This window comes from Anaeroglomus insulsum, assembly GCF_050689095.1.
Lineage (GTDB): Bacteria > Planctomycetota > Phycisphaerae > Sedimentisphaerales > Anaerohalosphaeraceae > Anaeroglomus > Anaeroglomus insulsum.
This window is the reverse complement of record NZ_JBOGCL010000001.1, coordinates 483,903-504,767: the sequence shown is the minus strand read 5'-3', so window position 1 is coordinate 504,767 and position 20,865 is coordinate 483,903. Positions and strand designations below refer to the sequence as shown.

The following is a 20,865-nucleotide window of genomic DNA, read 5'->3' as shown; positions in this document are numbered from 1 at the left end:
TATGGCGAAATTAACCAAGCTTGACGACATCGTGGCCTTGTGTAAACGGCGTGGATTCATCTACCAATCCAGTGAAATTTACGGTGGATTGGCCAGTTGCTATGACTACGGCCCGCTGGGGGCGGAGCTCAAACGCAACGTCCGTAATGCCTGGTGGAAGGCTGTCGTCCAGATGCGTGATGATATTGTCGGTCTGGATTGTTCGATCCTGATGCACCCAATGGTGTGGAAGGCCTCCGGCCACGCCGACAAGTTCGCCGACCTGGTTACGGTGTGCAAAAAGTGCAACACCCGCACCCGCGTTGACCATCTCAGGGAAAAAGACGGCAACCATGCCGATGAGCATACCGAGCATGTCAATATCGAGTCCGAACAGGACAAGACATTCAATCTGTCCAATAAGGTCTGTCCGTCCTGCGGCACGGTGGGGCAGTTCGGTAACCCGATGGCCTTTAAGCTGATGTTTGAGACCCAGATGGGTGCTAATGCGGATGATACGATGACTTTGTGGCTCCGGCCCGAAACCGCTCAGGGTATTTTTGCTAATTTCCGCAATGTGCTGGACAGTACCCGTGTCAAGGTGCCGTTCGGGATTGCCCAGATTGGCAAGAGCTTTCGTAATGAAGTGACCACGAAAGCCTTTATTTTCCGCACCCGTGAATTCGAGCAGGCCGAGATCGAGTTTTTCTGCAAGCCCGGCACCGACGAATACTGGTACAATCACTGGAAAGAATTTCGGTTCAACTGGTATTTGAATCTGGGAATGAAGAAGGAAAATCTCCGCTTCCGCGAGCACGAAAAAGATGAATTGGCCCACTATGCCAAGGCGTGCGTCGATGTCGAATATAAATTCCCCTTTGGCTCCGGCGACTGGCAGGAACTGGAAGGCATCGCCAACCGTCAGGATTTCGACCTGCGTCAGCATCAGCGGGGGATGCGAAGCATGAATGCCTGGTACGAGACGCGCGATGTGACCAAACTGCAGCTCAAGGAAGAATCCGAAGACTGGGTCAAGGGGCCGCTGTCCTATTTCGATGACGAGACCAAGGAACGCTATGTGCCGTATGTGATTGAGCCGTCGGCGGGCATAGACCGAAGCTGCCTGGCGTTTCTGGTGGATGCCTATGATGAGGATGAAATTAACGGAGAGCCTCGCAATGTGCTGCGGTTCCACCCGGCCCTGGCTCCGGTCAAGGCAGCCATCTTTCCGCTGGTCAAGAAAGACGGGATGCCGGAAATTGCCCGCAAGATTTACGATGACTTAAAGCCGTGCTTTGCGACCTTCTACGATGAGAAGGGTGCCATCGGCCGCCGCTATCGCCGTCAGGATGAGGCCGGCACGCCGTACTGCATCACCGTCGATGGTCAGAGCAAGGAAGACAATACCGTCACCGTCCGTGAACGCGACAGCCTGACCCAGGAACGCATCAACATTTCGCAGCTCAAGAACTTCCTGCGGGACAAGATGGGACTGTAACAGATGAACCATAAAGACCGGACCTATGATTTGCGATAAACTGGATAACGCGGAAATATATTATGGGCTGGGGCAGCGGATTGCACAGGGGCTGGCTCTGCTCAAAGACCCGGCGGTGCTGGCGTCGGCGCCGGGACGCTATGAGGTCGATGGCGAGAACCTGTATTTTTCGGTGGATGAGTATGACTCCAAGCCCGAGGTCCAGGGTCGGTTCGAATCCCATCGCAAGTATGTTGATATTCAGTATATCGTGTCCGGCCGGGAGTGGATCGGCGTGCGGGAGCTGGAAGGCCTCAAGACCGAAACCCCGTACGATGTGAACAAGGATATCGAATTTTATTACCGTGCCGAGCCGATGACCCGTCTGGATATGGAGGCCGGGACGTTTGCGATTCTCTGGCCGCATGATGCCCACATGCCATGCCGGATGTTCGACAAGCCCGAACGGGTCAAGAAAATCGTCGTCAAAGTGCGCGTAGAATAAGGGCTGGATTGTAATAGGGGATAAGGGAAAAACACAGGAGGAAGAATCGGTTTATCGCCGCCAGGCGGCCTTGCGGACCATCAGCGGCGGCATCTGGTGAGGCTGGACTTTGCTCATGTCTTTACGGACGCAACTGCGCGTGTTGGGGTACAGATGGACCGTATCGCTGTCCAGCAGCCGCTTGATTTTCAGTTTTTTGAGCCAATCCAATACAAACATTTTATCCCTTGGTTATCACATCACCCGACATGTCCTGTATCGGTCAGGAAAAATACCGACTTAACCAAAGGATGCTTTCACTTTGGTATCTGCGGCGTTATAATCTGGATAGACCGCAGAGCAAGTCCTCTGTTTGGCAAAACGTGAATCTCTGTTTGTTATAGGACCAGCTATGATACCGATAAATCGTGAAAGTAAAACAAGTGTTCACTTTGGAATGAATTTCCTGATTGCCGGAGGCTGGGGCCATGAAAAGGGGGCCTGGCTGAATTTCCAGAAGTCCCTGCTGGATGCGGGTCTGGAGTTCTCGCAGACCGCGACCCGGCCTACGGGTTTTACGCTGGTCCGCACGGAGCCATCGCCTTTGCAGATTACCCTGGAGACGACCAATCCGCAGGTGCATACCTTACAAATTATATCCAGTAATCCACAGTATGATTTGGATATGTTTGGTCGAGATGTGGAGGCCGTGACGGGGTCCTACCAAAAGACCTGGCCGATGCCGCACTATCAGATTTTAAACACCAGCGGCTGTATTCGTCATTTATATAGCGCTAAAGTCCACGCATTCCAGTACTTATGGGAGCAACGACTGGGGCAGACGCCGGACGATTTCCAGTTACTGGGCAATCGCCCCGTGGTTGGCGGTGGGTTGCGACTGCTGATTCCGCCGCATCAGCAGGCTGGGGGTGAGCCGACTAGCATCGAAATCCGGATCGAGTCGTTTATGCGGGAAACGCAGAAGCTGTTTGTGGAGACGGTGTTTACCTGGCCGCGGCCGCGGGTGGTGGTTGAGCAGGCCAGCTTTGAGAGCCTGGGCCGACTCAATGAAATCGAATCATTTGCAGCAAATGAAATATGGAACTTTATAGCCAGACAAACTCCATAAATTATTAAGCGACATAATTACATCACAATATAAAAAGTTAAAAAACACGTGGGATTTTTGTCCAAATTTTCGGGTCATTTTGCCGTATTTACCAGATGGCAGTATGTCTTGGGTACTGTTTCGGCAAAAAAGAGAAAATGGACAATAAAAGCAATAAATTGTTTTTAAAGCTGCTTCTGGAGAACCAATCCAGGATTCATGCCTATATTTTGTCTTTGGTACCTAATTATGCGGATGCGGAAGATATTCTGCAGACTGTGTCAGAGCTGATGTGGTCACGGTTTGACCAGTTTGAGCCGGGGACCAATTTTCTGGGCTGGGCGCTGCGTTATGCTCATTTTGAGGTGTTGGCGTTTCGCAAGAAAAAGGCCAAACTCAAAGAGGTGGTTTTTGATACGCCTGTGTTTGAACAAATGCTTCCGGTTATTACCGATGAGCTCAGTTCGATGGACTATCGAAAAGGGGCATTGGAAGACTGTCTGGATAAGCTGTCTGTCCGTCATCGTGAAATTATCAAGATGCGTTACAGTCAGGATTTGAGTCCCAGGGAAATCGGTCGTCAGTTTGGCCTGACAATCCATGGTATTTATAAGCTGTTGAGCCGTGTTCAAGGCAAGCTGCTGGAGTGTATTGAGCGGGTTGGCCGCAAGGAGAGCCTCTCGCATGGATAAACGGATTCGATATCAGCTTGAGGAATTACTGACACTGGCAGTGGAAGGTCATATCAGTGAGCATCAGGTTTGTCAGTTGAATGCCCTGATTGACGGTCATCCGGAACGGATTCGCTATGCGGTACGTTATCTGCAGTTTATGTCGCTGCTGAAACGGTCGGAGCGAATTGCCGGGATGTCCGAGCTGTGGGTTCCGGAAGAAGATTCGCAGGAAGCCTATATGGAATCACTCAAGCAGATGGCTCGGGCAGAGATTGCTGCCCCCATCGTTGCGGTTCCTGCGGCGGAACCGCATGTGTCGCCGGAACCTGTTGTCCAGCAACCGCCATCGCTGCGTACAGGGGTGAGCAAAACAGCCCTTTATACCGTCCTTGTTGCCAGTGCGGCACTGCTGTTGTTGTTATTGTATATTCACCTGGTGCCCGTTCGGCGTTCTGTTGAGGTTGGATATCTAAGCTCTTCAGTCAATGCCGTATGGGCCAGCGTCAATGGTCCGATTCTGCCCAGCCATGGATTGAATGCCGGACCGATGAAACTGGTTGAGGGGCTTGCTGAAATTACGATGGAGACGGGGGCAACGGTGATTGTGGAAGCTCCCTCGGAACTGGAGCTTGAAGCTCCAAGTCGGATTTTCCTGAAGTCAGGTCGGCTGGTGGTGAGTATAGAACACAGTACCGAAGATCGGTTTGTGGTGCGTACGCCGCGGGCCACAGTTGTGGATTTGGGCACAGAGTTTGGTGTTGAAATCGATGAGCAGGGCAATACGCTGACGCACGTGTTTCAGGGCGAAGCGGAAATGCGGAGCGGTTCGGACCCGCTGAAATACAGCGAGGCTCTGCCGTTGAAGGTTGGGCAGGGAGGCCGCAGCGATGCGGCGGGAAATTTGAAGCCGACGTGTGTGAATCAGCAGAAGTTTGTTCGCCATGAGCAGTATGTGACCGAAGTTCTGGCTGAGAAGGGGTCGGTCTATCACCAGTGGAAGGCATTTCATCGCACACTCTATGCGGATTCTTCGCTGGTGGCGCATTATACCTTTGAGCAGGATGCCGCGATGCCCGAGATATTGGTGAACCAGGTGGCGATGACTTCCGGGCGATTGAATGGGCGGCTAGGCGGAGAAGGGCAGAAGCCGACCTGGGTGCAGGGGCGTCTGCCGGGCAAGACAGCGATTCGCTTTGAACGCGGCAAGGAGCAGACAATTGTCATTCCGGCCTCTCCGGAACTATCTGTCAATGGTCCGGTGACGGTCAGTGCGTGGGTGTATTATCCCGATCCAGCCCGGATGGGCGGGCACCTGATTTCGTGCCGGCAGGACTATCATGTCAATTTCCAGTTTTCGATCTTTGATGATAAGTATTCGATTACCGGGCAGCGCAATCAGTTTGAACTGCTCCGATTTAATTCCAAGTCCGACCGCGGCTGTTACAGTCGTGCCTTCGCCCAGCAGGCCGGCGTATGGTATCACTTCGTGGTGACGCATGACACCCGCACCACAACGTTTTATGTCAATGGCGAGTTATTTGAAAGCAAACCCTATTCCACAGTCATCACTGAGCAGCCGACAGAAGTGATTCTCGGGGCACTGAAGGTGGACGGCAAATATATGCTGCGGGAAGGGGATTTTGACGGAATTGTGGATGAGCTGATGGTATTTAATCGATGTCTCAGTGGGGGGGAAATTAAAAAATTGTATGAAAACAGCCTGCCGGATGCGAGCCTGATTCCTTCTTTATGACATCGTACAGCGGGATCGGGCAGACGGCGGTTCTGATACACCTGACAACGAAAAAGTAATCCACGAAAATGCGGGGATGTGATTGTCCCGGGAAGAATTAGAATGATAGAGTGAAAGGAACAGGTTATGAAGAATGTGATGGTGATGATGATTGTATGTATGTTGGCCAGTTTGTCCTGGGCTGCCATTGTCAAGGTGGATGATTTTGACAGCTATGCCGAAGGTGCCGTGGATACCGTAACCACGACCTGGAAAGGGACTGCCAATTCGGCTATTGTCGTGGATACGACTAATCCGAAGAACAAAGTGGTTTCTGTCAACCAGAATGCTCAGCAGAGTGGTTTGTATGGTATGTTGAGCAGTGCTGCGGCGATTCCCAATAATGGTTCAACCAAGACTCTGTTTTTCCGGTTTCGGGCCAGCACCAATACCACCGACCAGGCGCTGGGATTGACGGAACTGGATACGCCGGTCATCGCGCTGGGGGATGGAGGAGGATGGGACCAGTTCCGTGCCCAGTTCCGTATTACGTCGGGACGTCTGGATATTCGTCATGGCGGCACCTGGTACACGGATTCAGTCACCCTGAATGTCGGCCCGACACAGCCCTGGTACAATCTCTGGATGGTGATTACCAACAATGCTTCCGGTACGGATACCTTCAAGCTGTACCTCCATCAGAACGGGGATCAGGATGCAACCGAAACCAACCGCCTGACTGTCAGCGGAGGTTCGGTCAATACATTTAATTTCCGCACCAATGTGAGCGATACGCTGGATCGGTTCTACTGGAAGGCTCAGGGGACCGGTGCGGATCGCATCATCTGGGTTGATGATATGTATATGATGGATGGGGAAAGCCTGATTAACCCCGCAGGTGTCCTGAAAGCCCATAATCCGACTCCGGCCAACGGAGCGGTTAACGTGCCGCTGACTCAGACGCTGTCGTGGGATGTGGGTGTGGACCCGGCAGATCCAACGCAGCCCAATTCGAAGATTACCAAACACTATCTGTATTTTATTGAAAAGAGTGAACCGAACTTTGTCGGTGTTGTTCCTATTGTCATTAACCGCAGCGGAGGGGCTTCCGATGCGGCCAATCCGCCGATTGCTCTGAAACGGGATAAGACCTATTATTGGCGTGTCGATGAAAGCATCCAGAATTCTGCCCCCGGTGATCCCAATACGATAACCGGTTCGGTCTGGAGATTTGAGACGCTTAAATCGATTCCGGTGATTGATGTTCAGCCCCAGGATACCGTTGTGGATTTGGGCAGCTCGGCTGAGCTGACGGTGGTTGTCGCCAGTGAGACAACAGCGCATTATTATTGGTACAAGACTCCGGATGCGGTCAATGACACGCCCGGTGATGATACCCTGGTCGGAACGGATTCTGCAACCCTGGTCTTTACTCCAGCTACGGGAGCAAATGAGGGGTATTACTACTGCAAAGTGGTCAACGATAGCGGTCCTGACAAGGCGGTGTATTCTGCCGTGGTGAAACTGGGTGTCAAGCGGCTGGTTGCCTACTGGATGCTCGACGGCGATGCCCTGAACTGGGATGGTACCTATTATCGGGATCGCAGCGGGGAAGGGCATCATGCCGACCCGAACGGAACGCCGGGATTTGTGGCCGGTGCCGACGATAAGGCTAATGGTGCAGTACGGATCGATGCCAACAACGGCTTTGCAGCCTCGGGGACATGGAATCCCTCGCAGTTCACCGGACAGTTTACGGTGTCGCTGTGGGCCAAGTGGGCCGGGCAGACCACTCCAACGACCTGGCAGGGCCTGTTTTCCAAAGAAGTGTCATACGGCGCCAATACGATGATGTATCAGTATGAAGTCGTTGATGCTGCTCAGGCTGACAGCGTAGTGGTTTTGAAAAACGGCATGAACAGCGGGGATATTTCGACGCCGGTTCTGCCGGTAGATGCCTGGGAGCATGTGGCGATTGTGTTCGATGGAACCACTGCGACGATTTATCGCAATGGTATTCAGGCGGGGGCTGGAAACTGGATCCCGGGCACCAAGACGGATGCGCCGGTCAATATTGGTGCCTCGGCCAATAACAACGGTGCCTTCAACTTTATCTTCAACGGTGCCCTCGACGATATTCAGGTGTTCAATTATGCCCTGAATCGGAACCAGGTGATTGATTTATATCACGACATTTCCGGCAAGAGTGTCTGCATTGATAAACCGACATACGACTACAACAATGACTGCCGGGTGACCCTGGAAGACTTTATGACGTTTTCGGAGGAATGGCTGGATTGCGGTCTGTATCCGGTTTGTCCGTAATATCCAGGTTTATTTTCAGCAGGCGGGACAGTTGTCCCGCCTGCTTTTTGTTTCCCCTCGCCTCGCCTCCCCCCGGAAAAACTGTAAAAATCGCTCCAGTTCATCGAAGAAAGCACTTGCGTAAAGAGGCTGTTGGTCTATATCATAAGATGTACCTTATGGATATGATTCTCGCCCCGACTGCAACCGTGTGTGGTTGATGCTTCGGCAGCAGGTCGCGACGAATCAAAATCCGTCAAGTCCAATCAGCAATTGTATTGCCGGGCTGGGCTTGGTTGTTTTGAATCTCAATTATTGTCCTTGGCTGCGGAGGTGCTTTATCGCCCCTTATGGATTTTGGGGACCAGAGAAATCGCAGCATATTTAGGAAAGGGAATGCGATGCGTCTGGAAAAATGGATAGTGTCGATTTGCGTCTGTTGGATGGGATTGCTGATTGTTGGGTGCCGGATGGCTCATTCGACCGGCCAGACCGACCATGATCCGAATGTGGTGGTGATGACTTTTAATATTCGTTATGGATCGGCCAACGATGGGGAAAATCACTGGCAGCTTCGCCGAGAGGCCCTGTTTACGCAAATCAAACAGACGGCGCCGGATGTGCTGGGCCTGCAGGAAGCACTGGATTTCCAGATTCGTGAGATTCTCAAGGCTGTACCGGGTTATGACTTTGTCGGTGTAGGCCGGGATGATGGCAAAAAAGCCGGTGAATACAGCCCTATTTTGTATCGTAAAGACCGCTTTACTGTGGCCGATTCCGGTACGTTTTGGTTTTCCAATTCACCGTGGGTCGTCGGCTCCATGCACTGGGGCAACAAGCTGCCGCGAATTTGTACGTGGGCTCGTCTAATCGACAAGAAGACCGGCAAAGGGCTGTATGCCTTTAATCTCCATATCGATCACCAGTCGGCTCCGTCCCGCGTCAAAAGCACAGAATTGCTCAGCCGCAAGGTTGCTGCGCGGGAACATGCCGAGCCGTTTGTGGTGACGGGGGATTTTAATGCGGTTCCGGACAGTCCGGAAATTCTGTATCTGCTTGGATTATCGGATCGCAAAACGCCGCAGCCGATGGTGGATGTGCTGGCCGCGGCCAATCCCGACCAGGCGAAGCTGGGCACTTTTCATGACTTTAAGGGCACTACCGATGGAGCGAGGATAGATTATATCCTGACGGCACCCGAAACGATGATTCTGGATGCACAGATTCTGACGGAGCTGGTGGAAGGGCGTGTGACCTCCGATCATTTCCCCGTGATGGCCCGTCTTAAGCTGATGTAAGAGAAGACCCCGGTTTACCTTCGACAATTCGCGTGACCAGCATGGCTGCGACGGTATCGCCGGCGACATTGACCATTGTGGCCGGCGGATCCACCAGGAGACCCAGCATTGAAATAATCGGCAGGGCCTCCGGGCCGAAGCCGTACAGGGTGACAATCAGCATTTCTCCGAGAAAGCCACCGCCGGTGATGCCGCTCATGACAGTCCCGGTCAGCAGGGCGATGCCTGCTGCGGTGGCATAGGTTTCCAGACCCGAAAAATCCCGTCCAAACAGGGCAAACAAGACCGCGATTTTCAGGATTGCTGCCAGACAAGAGCCGTCCATGTGGATGGTGGCCCCCAGCGGCAGAACGATATCCCGGATATCTTCGGGTACGCCGATACGCCGGGCCGATTCCAGATTGGCCGGCAGGGCGGCCAGACTGCTGCCTGTGCCCCAGGCGGTAAGGGCTGCCGGGGGGATGTGGGTCCAAAATTTCCGGACGCCGGTCTTGCCTGCTGCAAGAAATGCATATAGGGTAAAGCCTATCACGAAGTAGCCCATCGATAGCGGGTAATACAGAATAGCTGCACGGGCATACGTACCAAGCAGTTTGGGCCCAAATACCCCTACCAGATGCGCAAAATAAGCTGCCAGCCCGATTGGGGCATACAGCATAATCAGCTTGATAAGCTGGCCCATCACGCAGGCACCGGCTACCAGAAACTCCCGGAACGGTTTGCCCTTATCGCCGGCGGCCTGTGAGGCCAGGCCGGTCAGCAGGGCAAAGACAATCAGGGCCAGCATGTTTTTGCGGGTCAGGAGCTGCTGAAAATCAGAGACGGTAAAGGTATCCACAAGCTGTTGAGCGAATGGCTTGAATTCTTCCTGGGTGGTCTGTTCGAGCTGAAGGGTTAACTGTTCTGTGGGCTTACACATCTTGACTGCGGTAATCATCAGCGATGCTGAAATCAGACCGGTGATGGCAAAAATCAGCAGCATCCAGGCAGCAATGCGTCCGAGCCTGCGGAGGTTGGCACTGCCTGCGACCACTGATGCCAGCGAGAAAAATACCAGTGGGACAACCGCCGTATAGAGCAGGTTTAAGAAAATATCCCCAAAGGGTTTGAGGCACTCGGCGCGCGGGCCGGTCATCTTGCCAATGACCGCACCGGCTGCGACGGAGCCGATCAATATCAGTGTAAACCGCCATTGTCTGAGAACAGTCTTGAATGCCATCTCACTATTGTCGGCAATCCGGCGGTAAAAAGTTCAGTTTATGAGGAATTGGGGGCCGATTAATCTGTTTCCTGCAGGCCGGCAGGTTTTTCGGCCGGGTAATCCAGGATGGGATTGCTGTAGTCCTCCAGCCATCGGGCATCCGGATTGCGTTTAAAGACCAGGATCCGTCCGCTGTCGGCATCGTCAGCGGCCCGGTGATAGCGGAAGATTATTTCGCCTTCAGTCAGGCCGAGGATTTCAATTTTGCCGGTCGCATGGGACATAACATATCGTGCCCGTTTGGCCAGGCCGGAAACCTTGCTCTTGGCCTGTTCGACGATGGAATAGCCTTCTTCGATGGGCACTGTGTAGGCACTGTTGCCCAGGGCCGGACGGCACTGGAACAGGTAATAGGGCACCGCTCCAATAAACGACAGTTTCCGCCATAATTCCGCCAGCGTGTCGGGATTGTCATTGACACCGCGAATCAGCGGGCATTGATTGGTCAGTACGACACCGGCCTGAAGCAACTGGTCGATGGCGTGAATGGCCGGAGCGGTCAATTCTCGCGGATGGCTGAAATGGTTCATAATATAAATGCGTTTCTCCGGCGTGCTGTGTTTGGCCAGCACATTCAGCAGCTCCGGGTCGTTGAGGATGCGGAATGGATTAAACGCTGCCATACGTGTCCCGATGCGAATAATCTGAACGTGTTCGATATCGCGCAGACTGTAGAGAATCTTATCCAGCCGTCCGGCGCTGAGAATCAGCGGGTCGCCGCCGGTTAGCAGTACATTGGTGATTTCCGGATGCGAGCGGATATAATCCATTGCACCGGCAATATCCTGCAGTGTTTCCTGCCGGGGATTCAGGAACAGCCGCTTACGGAAACAGTAGCGGCAAATTCCCGCACAGATATCGCAGACCAGCAGCAGGGCTGTGGAATGGTATTTGTGTTCCAGTCCCGGCATAATCGTATAAGCCTGTTCATTGGATGGATCCATATGTCCAGTGCCGTCAAGTTCTTCGATGCTTGGAATAATCAATCGGCGTATCGGGTCATTGGGATCAGACCAGTCAATCAAAGACAGATAATAGTCTGTAGCCCGAAAATCAAAATGTTCAGTCACTTTGGCGAGGGCATTGCGCTGGGCATGATTGAGCTGAATGATATCATCAAGGCTGGTAATATAGTTTGTTTTCATGGCAGTGTCCTCTCTCTTAAGGCTGTTTAATTATGGTTTACGATTTACTTACGAACGACAAAGCCAGCACTGCGGCACAGCTATGAATGATCATTATTTATTTAAGCGGCATAAAGCCTATCCGGAATCCGGTCCGGTTTTCACGCGAGGCGAATGTAAGACCTTCCTGGCTGCCGCCAGGTTACACCTTTTTGGGGTGTTTATATTATCTCCCTGTGTTTTATACCCTGTGCGGGCCGGAAAGTTCGCGAATTAATTTTTTTATTTTATGTGCCGGAATAATGCTATACGAGACCTTCAACCCCCTTTTTGAAAAGGGGTAAAGCCGGTCTTGTTGTGCGCATAAAAAAGCCTTGTGACACAATTCACAAGGCTTTATATGCAGCTGAATTTGTTTTTCGATTTAGAAGCCTTTGGCCATCGCGTAATACATTTCGTTGAAACGCAGTTCTTTCTGCAGATGGCTCAGGCAGGTGTTTTCATCGATCAGCACGTATTCGATATCGGCCATCTTGGCGAAGTCTTCGAGATATTCCTGGGTGAGTGCCATCGAGAAGCTGGTGTGGTGAGCGCCGCCGGCATAAATCCAGGCTGCCGCACCGACTTTGAGGTTGGGCATGGGAACCCAGACCACGCGAGCGACCGGCAGTTTGGGCAGCGGAGCATTGGGCTTGACAACCTTCACAGTGTTGACAATCAGGCGGAAACGGTTGCCCATATCGATCAGTGAGGCGTTCAGACCGTTGCCGGAGGGGACATTAAAGACCACACGTACCGGGTCGGCCTTGCCGCCGATGCCCAGCGGATGCACTTCCAAAGACGGCTTGCCGTCAGCAATCGAAGAACAGACTTCCAGCATGTGAGCACCGAGCACCTTCTGGCCTTTGGGGTCAAGGTGATAGGTATAGTCTTCCATGAAGGATGTGCCGCCCTTGAGGCCGACTGCCATGACTTTCATGGCACGCACCAGAGCCGCGGTCTTCCAGTCGCCTTCAGCGCCAAAACCGTAGCCGTCAGCCATGAGCCGCTGGACTGCCAGGCCCGGCAGCTGCTGCAGGCCGTGCAAGTCTTCGAAGGTGGTCGTGAACGCTTTGAATCCGCCTTTTTCGAGGAAGTTCCGCATACCAGCTTCGATGCGGGCGGCTTCGCGGAGGCTGTCGACTTTGGAGGCTCCAACCTTCATCTTGTACTCTTTTTTGTATTGATTAATCAGGTCGTCGATTTCAGAGTCTTTGACTTTCTTGATTACGGCAACGAGATCGCCGACACCATACCCATTGACTGAATAGCCAAACTGCTTCTGGGCTTCGACCTTGTCGCCTTCGGTGACGGCCACTTCACGCATGTTGTCGCCAAATCGGGCGACTTTCATTCCCTGCATGTCGTACCAGGCACAGGCGGCACGCATCCAGATGCCGATGCGTTCCTGCACTTCTTTGTCCTGCCAGTGGCCGACGACAACCTTGCGGTTCAGACGCATCCGAGTGCAGATAAAGCCAAATTCGCGGTCACCGTGGGCGGCCTGGTTGAGATTCATGAAATCCATATCAATGCTTGACCAGGGCAGGTCGCGGTTAAACTGGGTATGCAAATGCAGGAATGGTTTCTGCAGATTCTTCAGGCCGGAAATCCACATCTTGGCCGGCGAGAAGGTGTGCATCCAGGTAATCAGACCGACGCAGTTGGGTGCGGTGTTGGCTTCGATGCACAGATTATAAATTTCCTGTGGACCGGTCAAAACGGGCTTAAAGACCACTTTGCAGGGAATCGCGGCGGCATTGCCCAGAGCGGCGGCGATTTTCTTCGAATTTTCGGCAACTTGTTTAAGAGTTTCAGGACCATAAAGGTGCTGGCTTCCGGTGACGAACCAGACTTCGAATTGCTTGAGGCTGGAGATCATTTGTGACTCCTTGTTTAATAGTGGACTATAGTTATCTATATATACAGTACAGTGTAGTATAGATACAAAAAGCCCCTAAAGCAAGGCAAAAGTTTGAAATGCCTTCGCATCCGCAAAAAAAGTGGCAAGACTGTGGTTTATGAGTAGAATGGCTTCGTCATGTCAGGTGTAATAAGAGGCTGCCTGGCAATATTTAAGATATTATCGGAGCGAAAAAGGTTTTTTGGGGTGCCTTCAGGGAACAGAGAGGTCTGTCATAGAAAGGATTTGTAATGGATAGAGTAATTCCGGATATTGGCTTTCAAGGGCCAAGACAAACAGCCTGGGGCCTTGTCGTCGGGCAACGCACTGTATTGGGAAAGAATGCCTGTATCTGTTCTGGATTAAAACGTTGGGGGATAAGCCTGTCTTGGGTGGCTGTCTTTCTTCTTGTGGGGGGATTAACTTCGTGTGCCGGACAGGCCCCTGTGAGGGAACGGATTCGCCTCAATGCCGATTGGCGATTCCATCTGGGCGATCCGGCTCAATATGCCGGCCAATTACTGTATGATGTACGTCCGGAAGTGAACGACAGAAACGATGTTGTGCCTGCTGACGCCATGCCCACCGAGGCGGTAAAGGTGGAAGCCAGGCAGATGGTTCTTAAACCCTGGATTATGCCCACCGGCAACCGATTTATGAAAGACTCTTCGCGTCGCTACGTTCGTCCCGACGGCAACCCCGGCAGCGATTGTCCGTTTGTGCAGGGGGACTTTGATGACCGTTCCTGGGAACGCGTGAATTTGCCGCATGACTGGGCGATTCAGGGGCCTTTTTTGGAAGGAGAGGATGCCCGTGTAGGCGGCGGCATGGGGCGGCTGCCCAGTCCGGGCGTGGGATGGTATCGCAGGAAGATTGACATCCCGGCCTCTGATGCAGGCAAGAGCATTTTTTTGGATGTTGATGGTGCGATGTCGTATGCCATGGTCTGGATCAACGGCAAACTGGCGGGCGGCTGGCCGTATGGCTATGCCTCATGGCGTGTTGACCTGACAGGGTATGTGGTGCCGGGCGGAGAGAATCAGTTGGCGATTCGTCTGGACAATCCGCCTTATTCATCGCGCTGGTATCCGGGAGGCGGGATTTACCGCAATGTCTGGCTGACCAAAACCAGCCCCATCCATGTGGGGCAGTGGGGGACGTATCTGACAACGCCGAGGGTCTCCAGTTCTTCGGCTGTGATTGAACTGGACGTGGAGATCGATAACGACTCCAAAGCCAAGGCGGAGATTGTCGTAGCCACGGATATTTATGTGTTGGATGCCGATGGCAAAAAGAAAGGCGCTTCCGTTGCTGCAATACCTCCTGCAAAGGTTCATATCGAGCCGGGCTCAAGTGCCAGGGTCAAAGGGTCTGTGACTCTGGACAATCCTCTCTTGTGGGGGCCGCCTCCGACACAGAAACCCAACCTTTATGCAGCGGTGACCCGTGTTGTTCAACAAAAACGACTGCTGGATCAATACGAAACTCATTTTGGCATTCGCTCGGTGCGGTTTGATGCCAATTCTGGTATTTATGTCAACGGCGAACGAATTACCATCAAGGGAGCCAACCAGCACCATGATCTTGGTCCTCTGGGGGCGGCGTTTAATGTGCGTGCGGCACAGCGTCAGCTTGAAATGCTTCGAGAGGCCGGCTGCAATGCGATTCGTATGGCCCATAATCCACCCGCTCCGGAACTGCTTGAATTGACCGACAAAATGGGATTCCTGGTGGTTGATGAGATTTTTGATGTCTGGGAACGCAAGAAAACGCCGCTGGATTCGCATCTGATTTTTCCAGACTGGCATGAACAGGATGTGCGGGCATTTATCCGACGCGACCGTAATCATCCCTGTGTGATCATGTGGAGTTTCGGCAATGAAGTGGGCGAACAGTACACCGGCAGGGAGGGGGCTGCGGTGGCAAAGCGGCTGCATGATCTCATCCGAGAGGAAGACCCCACTCGTCCCACGACGGTGTCGATGAATTATGCCAAGCCGGATATGCCCCTGCCTGCGGTGGTGGACCTGATCAGCCTGAATTATCAGGGTGAAGGTATCCGCAATGCCCCGGCCTATGCCGGTCTGCAGGGGATTCGGACTCCGCCGCTTTATGCGGCATTTCATACCACGTTTCCCGACAAGGTGATCTTCAGCAGCGAAAATGCCGCGGCCCTGAGCAGTCGGGGGACGTATCTGTTTCCAGTCACGGATGGAATTAGCGCCCCGGTTAAAGACGGTTTTGGCGGGGACTCCCAAAATCGATATGTCAGTGCCTATGAACTGTACACAGCCGATTTCGGGTCCTCGGCGGATAAAGTGTTTGCCTCGCTGGATCAGCATCCGTATGTTGCCGGCGGTTTTGTCTGGAGCGGCTGGGACTATCTGGGCGAGCCGACACCCTATTATTCGTCCCGCAGTTCGTATTTTGGGATGATTGACCTTGCCGGCTTCAAGAAAGATCGTTTTTACCTGTACCAGTCGTATTGGCGGCCGGAGTTGCCGATGGCGCATATCCTGCCGCATTGGACATGGCCGGAACGGGTTGGCCAAGTGACTCCCGTGCATGTTTTTACTTCTGGGGATGAGGCGGAATTGTTTCTCAATGGGGTGTCGCTGGGGCGCAAGAAAAAGGGCCCATACCAGTACCGTTTGCGATGGGACGATGTGGTGTATCAGCCGGGACAGTTGAGTGTGCGTGCCTATAAAAACGGCAGGCTCTGGGCCACAGATGAGGTAAATACCGCCGGACAACCTGTTCGGATTGAACTGGTACCGGATCGCAGTGTGATTCAGGCCAATGGAGAAGACCTCTGTTTTATCACGGCCAAGATTGTGGATTCGCAAGGTATTGTTGTCCCACGGGCCGATAATCTGCTGGCGTTTACAGTTAAGGGCCCTGGTATCCTTGTTGCGACGGACAATGGCGATCCGACGAACATGGTGGCGTTCCCATCACATCAGCGACGGGCCTTTAACGGCTTTTGTTTAGTGATTGTCCGTGGAATATCAGGTCAGTCGGGGATTATTGAGGTTCAAGCCGAATCCGAGCTGCTCCAGGGAGCCTGTCTAACACTGCAGAGTCAATTCGAAAAAACGCGATAATGGGGAAGGTGTGGGCAGACGATACTATATTAGGTACAACAGGGGTATACAAAAAAATAGGCAGAAAATGTCTGGAGAGCAGTTGCAAATCGGTGTTTTTTATGTAATGATATAGACTGAAGTGTTGAAACACAGCTACAGGAGCAAAATGCGTATTTTGTTGTCGAGTGTGGGTCGGCGAGGTTATTTAGTCCGATATTTCAAAGAGGCAATAGGGTCGGATGGGCAGGTCTGGGGCGTGGATTCAAGCCCTTATGCCCCGGGGTTTGCCTATTGTGACAAACGTGAGATTCTGCCCAGTGTCAACGATTCGACCTATTGTGAAAAGCTGCTGAGCCTGTGTAAGAATAATCACATCGATATGGTAATCCCGTTAATCGATCCGGAACTGGAAGTCCTTGCTGCCAAACGCGATGTATTTCATCAAAATGGAATCATGGTGGTGGTCTCGCCGATGGACACCATTGCGATGGCATTTGACAAATACCGTACCTGGGAATTTGCTCAGCAGCATGGCATTGCCATGCCGCGATCGGTGTTGACGGTCCAGGAGGCCCTTGATGATCTTCAGGCGGGCCGATTGCGCTGGCCGCTGGTGGTCAAGCCTCGCAAGGGCAGTGCCTCGTTTGATATTACCTATTGCAGTGATGAAGTGCAGCTTTGCGGGGCTTATGACGGCTGTGCGGACCCGATGATCCAACAATATGCCGAAGGACCGGAGTATGGGTACGATTTGTTTGGTGACCAGCAGTACCGTCCGGTGAGTGTGTACTGCAAAAAGAAGCTGGCGATGCGGGCCGGGGAGACGGATAAAGCCGTGACGACCAGTAATCCGGTAATGATTGAATTTGGCAGTCGGTTGCTGGCTGCGATGCATTTGTTCGGGCCGGCGGATGCAGATGTGATATTGACCTCGGAGGGGCCGCAATTGCTGGAGATTAATCCTCGCTTTGGCGGGGGGTATCCCTGTTCGCATCTGGCCGGGGCGGATTTCTGCGGCAAGCTGATTGCGATGCGTGAAGGCAAATCGCTGACACCGGATATTGGCTCATGCCCGGAGGGGGTGTATATGCTTAAACAGGATGAAATTATTCGTCCCGACTGGAATGGGATGCAGGGGTAATATGATACAGGATAACGACCCGATTGATAATCTCGATGAGGACTCAGAACCGGATACTTTGTCCGAACGCCAGATGGGGCCGCAGCCGGTAGCGGTTCTGATGGAAAAACACAAACTTAAGCCCCATGACCTTGTGGCGGCATCGAAACTGCAATTGACCCACAAGATGGTTTCCCGTGCGTGCAAGGGACGCAAGCTGTCCCGCCGGGTCCAATTCAAAGTGCTTTATGCTCTGAATGATGCCGCCCAGCAGGCATACAAGCTGCGGGATTTATTTACCTATTAAGAGTTCCTCTCATCATTCATTTTGGCCGACCCGGGACTCTTTTTGCCGCTGGAACGCAAAGTTTAGAGCCCCCCCTTATATATCTCAACTTTTTCACTCCCCAAAAATACTCAAAAGCAGGCATTGAGTTTAAGAGCCATTGCGTCTATAATACCCCCTGTTGTATCATTATTCCGCGGTGGCCATAGGCTGCTTTGATGCCACGCGTACCCAAAGGGTAACGTTACCGTACGCAGCCGCGGTGATAATGCTGTTGCTGGACGTGGCGGCTGTACATCAGATATAAGATGTGGGGCTGTATATCGTGATACAGGTCCCGTTTGGCCGAAATGGCCAACGATAAAAGGTAAATTAAGGATAATTATGCGTGATATTGTCTGGATAGGCATTGGAGTGGCGATTCTGGCGTTTATGGTATCGGGATGCGGAGACAAAATTCCCCAGGGTAAATATACGCCCGAACAGATGAAAACAATTCCTTTTCCCAACCGTTATGATTTGCCAGCCCCCACCGGCGGAATGACATTCAATGTCGCGTCGGAAACGGTGACGGTTAAGGATTTAACGGTGCTTCTGGAGCAGCAGTATAAACCGCTGGCTGCCCAGGGCAGTTTTGCGGCGTTTAAGCAGGCGGCTCGTCCGGCCTTTCGCGAAACGCTCCGCAGCCGGGTTACGGATATTCTGCTGTATGCGGAAGCCAGGAAAAAGGCGCCGGAAAATATTGATGATGCTCTTGATAAGGCGGTGGAAAGCGAATTGAAGCGGTTTTTGCTTTCGTATGATAACAACCGTGCTTTGGCGGAAAATGCCTTGCGGGCCATGGGCTATGACTGGAAGACATTTCGTGATTTTCAGCGGCGGCTGATTTTAACTCAGTCCTATTTGTCCAAGGAATTTACCGAGAAACGCCCGATTGCTCACAGTGAGCTGGTGGACTATTATAACAAACATCGGCAGGACCAGTTCTGCTGGGAGGGGACCGTGCAGTTTCGGGTGATCGATCTGATTCCGGCCCAATTGCCCGCAGAGCTGATTGGGGAAGGCCAGACCGCCGAAACCGCAGCAGTGCGGTTGTCGGTGGAGCTGATGGATAAAATTCGAGCCGGTGAGGATTTTGGAACCCTGGCCGAGCAGTACTCCCAGGGGCCGCTGGCCTCGGCGGGGGGGCTGTGTCGGCCCATTACCATTGGTGCCGGGTCACTGCCGGATACCTATGCCATTCTTGAGCAAAAGGCCCTGACCATGGAGCCGGGGCAGGTTGCTGGCCCGCTGACATCGGAGGGGCATCTGTTTATCTTGAAGCTGGAAAGCCGCAAAGACCCCGGATGCAAAACGTTTGAAGAAGTCCAGGACGCCATCGAGCAGCAGTTTCAGTTTGAGTTCCGCAAAGAACAATATTCCAAACTGGTGGAACGGCTGATGGGGCAGGCTAATGTGCTTCAGATGGAACAGTTTCTGGATTACTGTGTTATCGAGGCCTATGCCATGTGGAAACCCAATCCATAACGGGGTGGTGGGACAATGAAAATCATTGCACATGGGATTGACCTGGTGGATTTCGGACGGATTGAACAGATGCTGGGCCGCCACGGGGAGCATTTTCTTCGCCGCGTCTTTACCGCCAGAGAGTTAGCGGATGCCGATGCCGTGAAAAACCGTATTGAAAAGCTGTCCGGCCGGTTTGCGGCAAAAGAGGCGGTGATGAAGCTGGTTGGCACCGGCTGGCGGGATGGAATTGCCTGGACGGATGTCGAGGTCGTGAATAACGCACTGGGACGGCCGGTTGTGACGATCTCCGGCAGGCTTAAGGAACTGGCCGACCGTGATGGCATCGAGCAGATTACCCTGAGCATTACCCATACCTCGCAATTTGCGATTGCCTCAGCAGTAGCGTTAGCACAGGTCCAGCAGAACCAGACGTAATTTCTGTTATTGTCCCCGATAACGCCAGTGCCAGGGTTCAAATGCCATCTTGCCGCCTTTGGGGTAGGAAAGCTCGAATCCGAACTGTCCGGCATGCTCCAGAAGCCAGCGATATTCTTCCAATGCCTCAAATTCGGCGGGATTGTCCTGACCATCTATTCCCTGTTGATTAACAAAGTCAATCGCTTGGCGACGGGGATTGCCATGTTCGCTGAATCCCGGCCAGGCGACAAAACGGGAGGTTTCGAGGATCGAATACTCATGATTCTTGAGATAGAACAGGAATAAATAGAGCTGATAGGCGGGACTCCGGTATCCTGAAGCAATGTATAATGTCTTTCCTATATCCTGCTGCATAGCCTTTGTCATATTAATATAGGCAATATAGACATCTTTGGGTAAAAATTGAGGCTGAGTAATATAAGACTGGCCAGGAGCAACTGACAGTGTTTGGCTTTCGATTTTTACTAAATCATGCGGGAAATCCTGAATGTCCTGATGCGGTGCGTCTATATTCAGGCGATTTGGGTCGATAGCTGCAAATGCCCTGAGAAAAAGCCGCTGGTTTTCATTCAGCGGGGCATATAAATCCTCCCATGTCAGCCAGGCTAAAGTCTGCTGCTGTCTTCGCTTATGAATCATGGGGTCCAGGCTTTCCAGAACCGACTTGACCATCACTTGATCCGTATAAGATAGCTTCTCCAGGTTAATACTATCTGCTTTGCGGCTGAAATTGTGACTGGCCTTGACCTGTTTAGGATTGGAGGTTGAACAGCTGGAACAGGCAATGAGGCCTGCCCACAGGGCCACTGCATAAATCAACCGTGTCCGCATGATGACTCCGAATAAACGATAAATGCGCTTCTGGATATCCGAATCTTGACATTACATCAAACCCATGGCTTGTCAAGTTATTCCACGGTTTTGTATCGAAGAAATCCGCAAATCGGATTTACAATTACATCAAATAAAATTACAATACATACGAAGGCTGGATAAAAAGAGATACTTGGTATCGAATCAGGTGAAAATGGAAGGGATTATGA

Annotated in this window: 17 protein-coding genes; 12 read left to right on the top strand and 5 right to left on the bottom strand. The window is 52.4% G+C overall.

Translation table 11 applies throughout. The features are described from left to right. Window position 1: 1 nt before the first annotated feature. Together ACQ9LF_RS02075 and ACQ9LF_RS02070 are read left to right on the top strand one after the other, a co-directional pair. Entirely contained in the window at window positions 2–1,477 is a 1,476-nt protein-coding gene (locus tag ACQ9LF_RS02075; protein ID WP_462487700.1) for a glycine--tRNA ligase, read from the top strand. Between the two features lie 25 nt (window positions 1,478–1,502). Further along, a complete protein-coding gene (locus ACQ9LF_RS02070) occupies window positions 1,503–1,961 on the top strand; it encodes a NanQ anomerase/TabA/YiaL family protein (protein WP_462487699.1) in 459 nt (152 codons plus the stop codon). Window positions 1,962–2,012: 51 nt separating this feature from the next. Here the strand turns inward: ACQ9LF_RS02070 and ACQ9LF_RS02065 are convergent, their stop codons facing one another. Then, the gene (locus ACQ9LF_RS02065) at window positions 2,013–2,180 is read right to left on the bottom strand and encodes a hypothetical protein (RefSeq protein ID WP_462487698.1); all 168 of its coding nucleotides are present in this window, start codon (window positions 2,178–2,180) and stop codon (window positions 2,013–2,015) included. A 172-nt stretch (window positions 2,181–2,352) separates the two neighbouring features. Between ACQ9LF_RS02065 and ACQ9LF_RS02060 the strand changes: the two genes are divergently transcribed. The 5 genes from ACQ9LF_RS02060 (at window position 2,353) to ACQ9LF_RS02040 (ending at window position 9,056) form a co-directional block, all read left to right on the top strand. Next, complete coding sequence (locus ACQ9LF_RS02060) at window positions 2,353–3,069, top strand: hypothetical protein (protein WP_462487697.1); 717 nt, start codon at window positions 2,353–2,355, stop codon at window positions 3,067–3,069. 137 nt (window positions 3,070–3,206) lie between these two features. Further along, entirely contained in the window at window positions 3,207–3,740 is a 534-nt protein-coding gene (locus tag ACQ9LF_RS02055; RefSeq protein ID WP_462487696.1) for a sigma-70 family RNA polymerase sigma factor, read from the top strand. Then, complete coding sequence (locus ACQ9LF_RS02050) at window positions 3,733–5,475, top strand: LamG-like jellyroll fold domain-containing protein (protein ID WP_462487695.1); 1,743 nt, start codon at window positions 3,733–3,735, stop codon at window positions 5,473–5,475. Before ACQ9LF_RS02055 ends, ACQ9LF_RS02050 begins: the two co-directional genes overlap by 8 nt. Window positions 5,476–5,601: 126 nt before the next feature. Further along, window positions 5,602–7,779, top strand: coding sequence for a LamG-like jellyroll fold domain-containing protein (locus tag ACQ9LF_RS02045; RefSeq protein ID WP_462487694.1), 2,178 nt, complete (start codon window positions 5,602–5,604; stop codon window positions 7,777–7,779). 380 nt (window positions 7,780–8,159) lie between these two features. Continuing rightward, a complete protein-coding gene (locus ACQ9LF_RS02040; protein WP_462487693.1) occupies window positions 8,160–9,056 on the top strand; it encodes an endonuclease/exonuclease/phosphatase family protein in 897 nt (298 codons plus the stop codon). On the opposite strand, the gene ACQ9LF_RS02035 is transcribed toward ACQ9LF_RS02040, so the two are convergent. From ACQ9LF_RS02035 to araA, 3 genes are all read right to left on the bottom strand, one after another. Then, window positions 9,043–10,275: a dicarboxylate/amino acid:cation symporter gene (locus tag ACQ9LF_RS02035; RefSeq protein ID WP_462487692.1), complete on the bottom strand. Its 1,233-nt coding sequence runs from the start codon at window positions 10,273–10,275 to the stop codon at window positions 9,043–9,045. The two genes, ACQ9LF_RS02040 and ACQ9LF_RS02035, sit on opposite strands and share 14 nt — an antisense overlap. A 59-nt stretch (window positions 10,276–10,334) precedes the next feature. Beyond that, the gene (locus ACQ9LF_RS02030; protein WP_462487691.1) at window positions 10,335–11,462 is read right to left on the bottom strand and encodes a KamA family radical SAM protein; all 1,128 of its coding nucleotides are present in this window, start codon (window positions 11,460–11,462) and stop codon (window positions 10,335–10,337) included. A 403-nt stretch (window positions 11,463–11,865) separates the two neighbouring features. After that, window positions 11,866–13,362 (bottom strand): L-arabinose isomerase, encoded by a 1,497-nt coding sequence (gene araA / locus ACQ9LF_RS02025; RefSeq protein WP_462487690.1) that lies wholly within the window; start codon window positions 13,360–13,362, stop codon window positions 11,866–11,868. A 404-nt stretch (window positions 13,363–13,766) separates the two neighbouring features. Here araA and galB point away from each other — a divergent pair, with 404 nt between their 5' ends. The 5 genes from galB (at window position 13,767) to acpS (ending at window position 19,819) form a co-directional block, all read left to right on the top strand. Beyond that, the gene (galB, locus tag ACQ9LF_RS02020; RefSeq protein WP_462487718.1) at window positions 13,767–16,487 is read left to right on the top strand and encodes a beta-galactosidase GalB; all 2,721 of its coding nucleotides are present in this window, start codon (window positions 13,767–13,769) and stop codon (window positions 16,485–16,487) included. A gap of 148 nt (window positions 16,488–16,635) precedes the next feature. Continuing rightward, window positions 16,636–17,610, top strand: a complete 975-nt coding sequence (locus ACQ9LF_RS02015) for an ATP-grasp domain-containing protein (RefSeq protein WP_462487689.1) — start codon at window positions 16,636–16,638, stop codon at window positions 17,608–17,610. Window position 17,611: 1 nt separating this feature from the next. Further along, window positions 17,612–17,896 (top strand): hypothetical protein, encoded by a 285-nt coding sequence (locus ACQ9LF_RS02010; RefSeq protein ID WP_462487688.1) that lies wholly within the window; start codon window positions 17,612–17,614, stop codon window positions 17,894–17,896. A gap of 363 nt (window positions 17,897–18,259) precedes the next feature. Then, window positions 18,260–19,402 (top strand): peptidylprolyl isomerase, encoded by a 1,143-nt coding sequence (locus ACQ9LF_RS02005; RefSeq protein ID WP_462487687.1) that lies wholly within the window; start codon window positions 18,260–18,262, stop codon window positions 19,400–19,402. A gap of 15 nt (window positions 19,403–19,417) precedes the next feature. After that, window positions 19,418–19,819, top strand: coding sequence for a holo-ACP synthase (gene acpS / locus ACQ9LF_RS02000; protein ID WP_462487686.1), 402 nt, complete (start codon window positions 19,418–19,420; stop codon window positions 19,817–19,819). A 6-nt stretch (window positions 19,820–19,825) separates the two neighbouring features. On the opposite strand, the gene ACQ9LF_RS01995 is transcribed toward acpS, so the two are convergent. Beyond that, a complete protein-coding gene (locus ACQ9LF_RS01995; protein ID WP_462487685.1) occupies window positions 19,826–20,653 on the bottom strand; it encodes a M15 family metallopeptidase in 828 nt (275 codons plus the stop codon). Window positions 20,654–20,865 lie beyond the last annotated feature (212 nt).

What these genes read in the sequence shown, in the direction of transcription:
- ACQ9LF_RS02050 (WP_462487695.1), top strand. Translation starts at nt 3,733, where the DNA reads ATGGATAAACGGATTCGATATCAGCTTGAGGAATTACTGACACTGGCA.
- ACQ9LF_RS02060 (WP_462487697.1), top strand. Translation starts at nt 2,353, where the DNA reads ATGATACCGATAAATCGTGAAAGTAAAACAAGTGTTCACTTTGGAATG.
- acpS (WP_462487686.1), top strand. Translation starts at nt 19,418, where the DNA reads ATGAAAATCATTGCACATGGGATTGACCTGGTGGATTTCGGACGGATT.
- ACQ9LF_RS02040 (WP_462487693.1), top strand. Translation starts at nt 8,160, where the DNA reads ATGCGTCTGGAAAAATGGATAGTGTCGATTTGCGTCTGTTGGATGGGA.
- ACQ9LF_RS02035 (WP_462487692.1), bottom strand. Translation starts at nt 10,275, where the DNA reads ATGGCATTCAAGACTGTTCTCAGACAATGGCGGTTTACACTGATATTG.
- ACQ9LF_RS02015 (WP_462487689.1), top strand. Translation starts at nt 16,636, where the DNA reads ATGCGTATTTTGTTGTCGAGTGTGGGTCGGCGAGGTTATTTAGTCCGA.
- ACQ9LF_RS02030 (WP_462487691.1), bottom strand. Translation starts at nt 11,462, where the DNA reads ATGAAAACAAACTATATTACCAGCCTTGATGATATCATTCAGCTCAAT.
- ACQ9LF_RS02045 (WP_462487694.1), top strand. Translation starts at nt 5,602, where the DNA reads ATGAAGAATGTGATGGTGATGATGATTGTATGTATGTTGGCCAGTTTG.
- araA (WP_462487690.1), bottom strand. Translation starts at nt 13,362, where the DNA reads ATGATCTCCAGCCTCAAGCAATTCGAAGTCTGGTTCGTCACCGGAAGC.
- ACQ9LF_RS01995 (WP_462487685.1), bottom strand. Translation starts at nt 20,653, where the DNA reads ATGCGGACACGGTTGATTTATGCAGTGGCCCTGTGGGCAGGCCTCATT.
- ACQ9LF_RS02065 (WP_462487698.1), bottom strand. Translation starts at nt 2,180, where the DNA reads ATGTTTGTATTGGATTGGCTCAAAAAACTGAAAATCAAGCGGCTGCTG.
- ACQ9LF_RS02075 (WP_462487700.1), top strand. Translation starts at nt 2, where the DNA reads ATGGCGAAATTAACCAAGCTTGACGACATCGTGGCCTTGTGTAAACGG.
- ACQ9LF_RS02005 (WP_462487687.1), top strand. Translation starts at nt 18,260, where the DNA reads ATGCGTGATATTGTCTGGATAGGCATTGGAGTGGCGATTCTGGCGTTT.
- ACQ9LF_RS02010 (WP_462487688.1), top strand. Translation starts at nt 17,612, where the DNA reads ATGATACAGGATAACGACCCGATTGATAATCTCGATGAGGACTCAGAA.
- ACQ9LF_RS02055 (WP_462487696.1), top strand. Translation starts at nt 3,207, where the DNA reads ATGGACAATAAAAGCAATAAATTGTTTTTAAAGCTGCTTCTGGAGAAC.
- ACQ9LF_RS02070 (WP_462487699.1), top strand. Translation starts at nt 1,503, where the DNA reads ATGATTTGCGATAAACTGGATAACGCGGAAATATATTATGGGCTGGGG.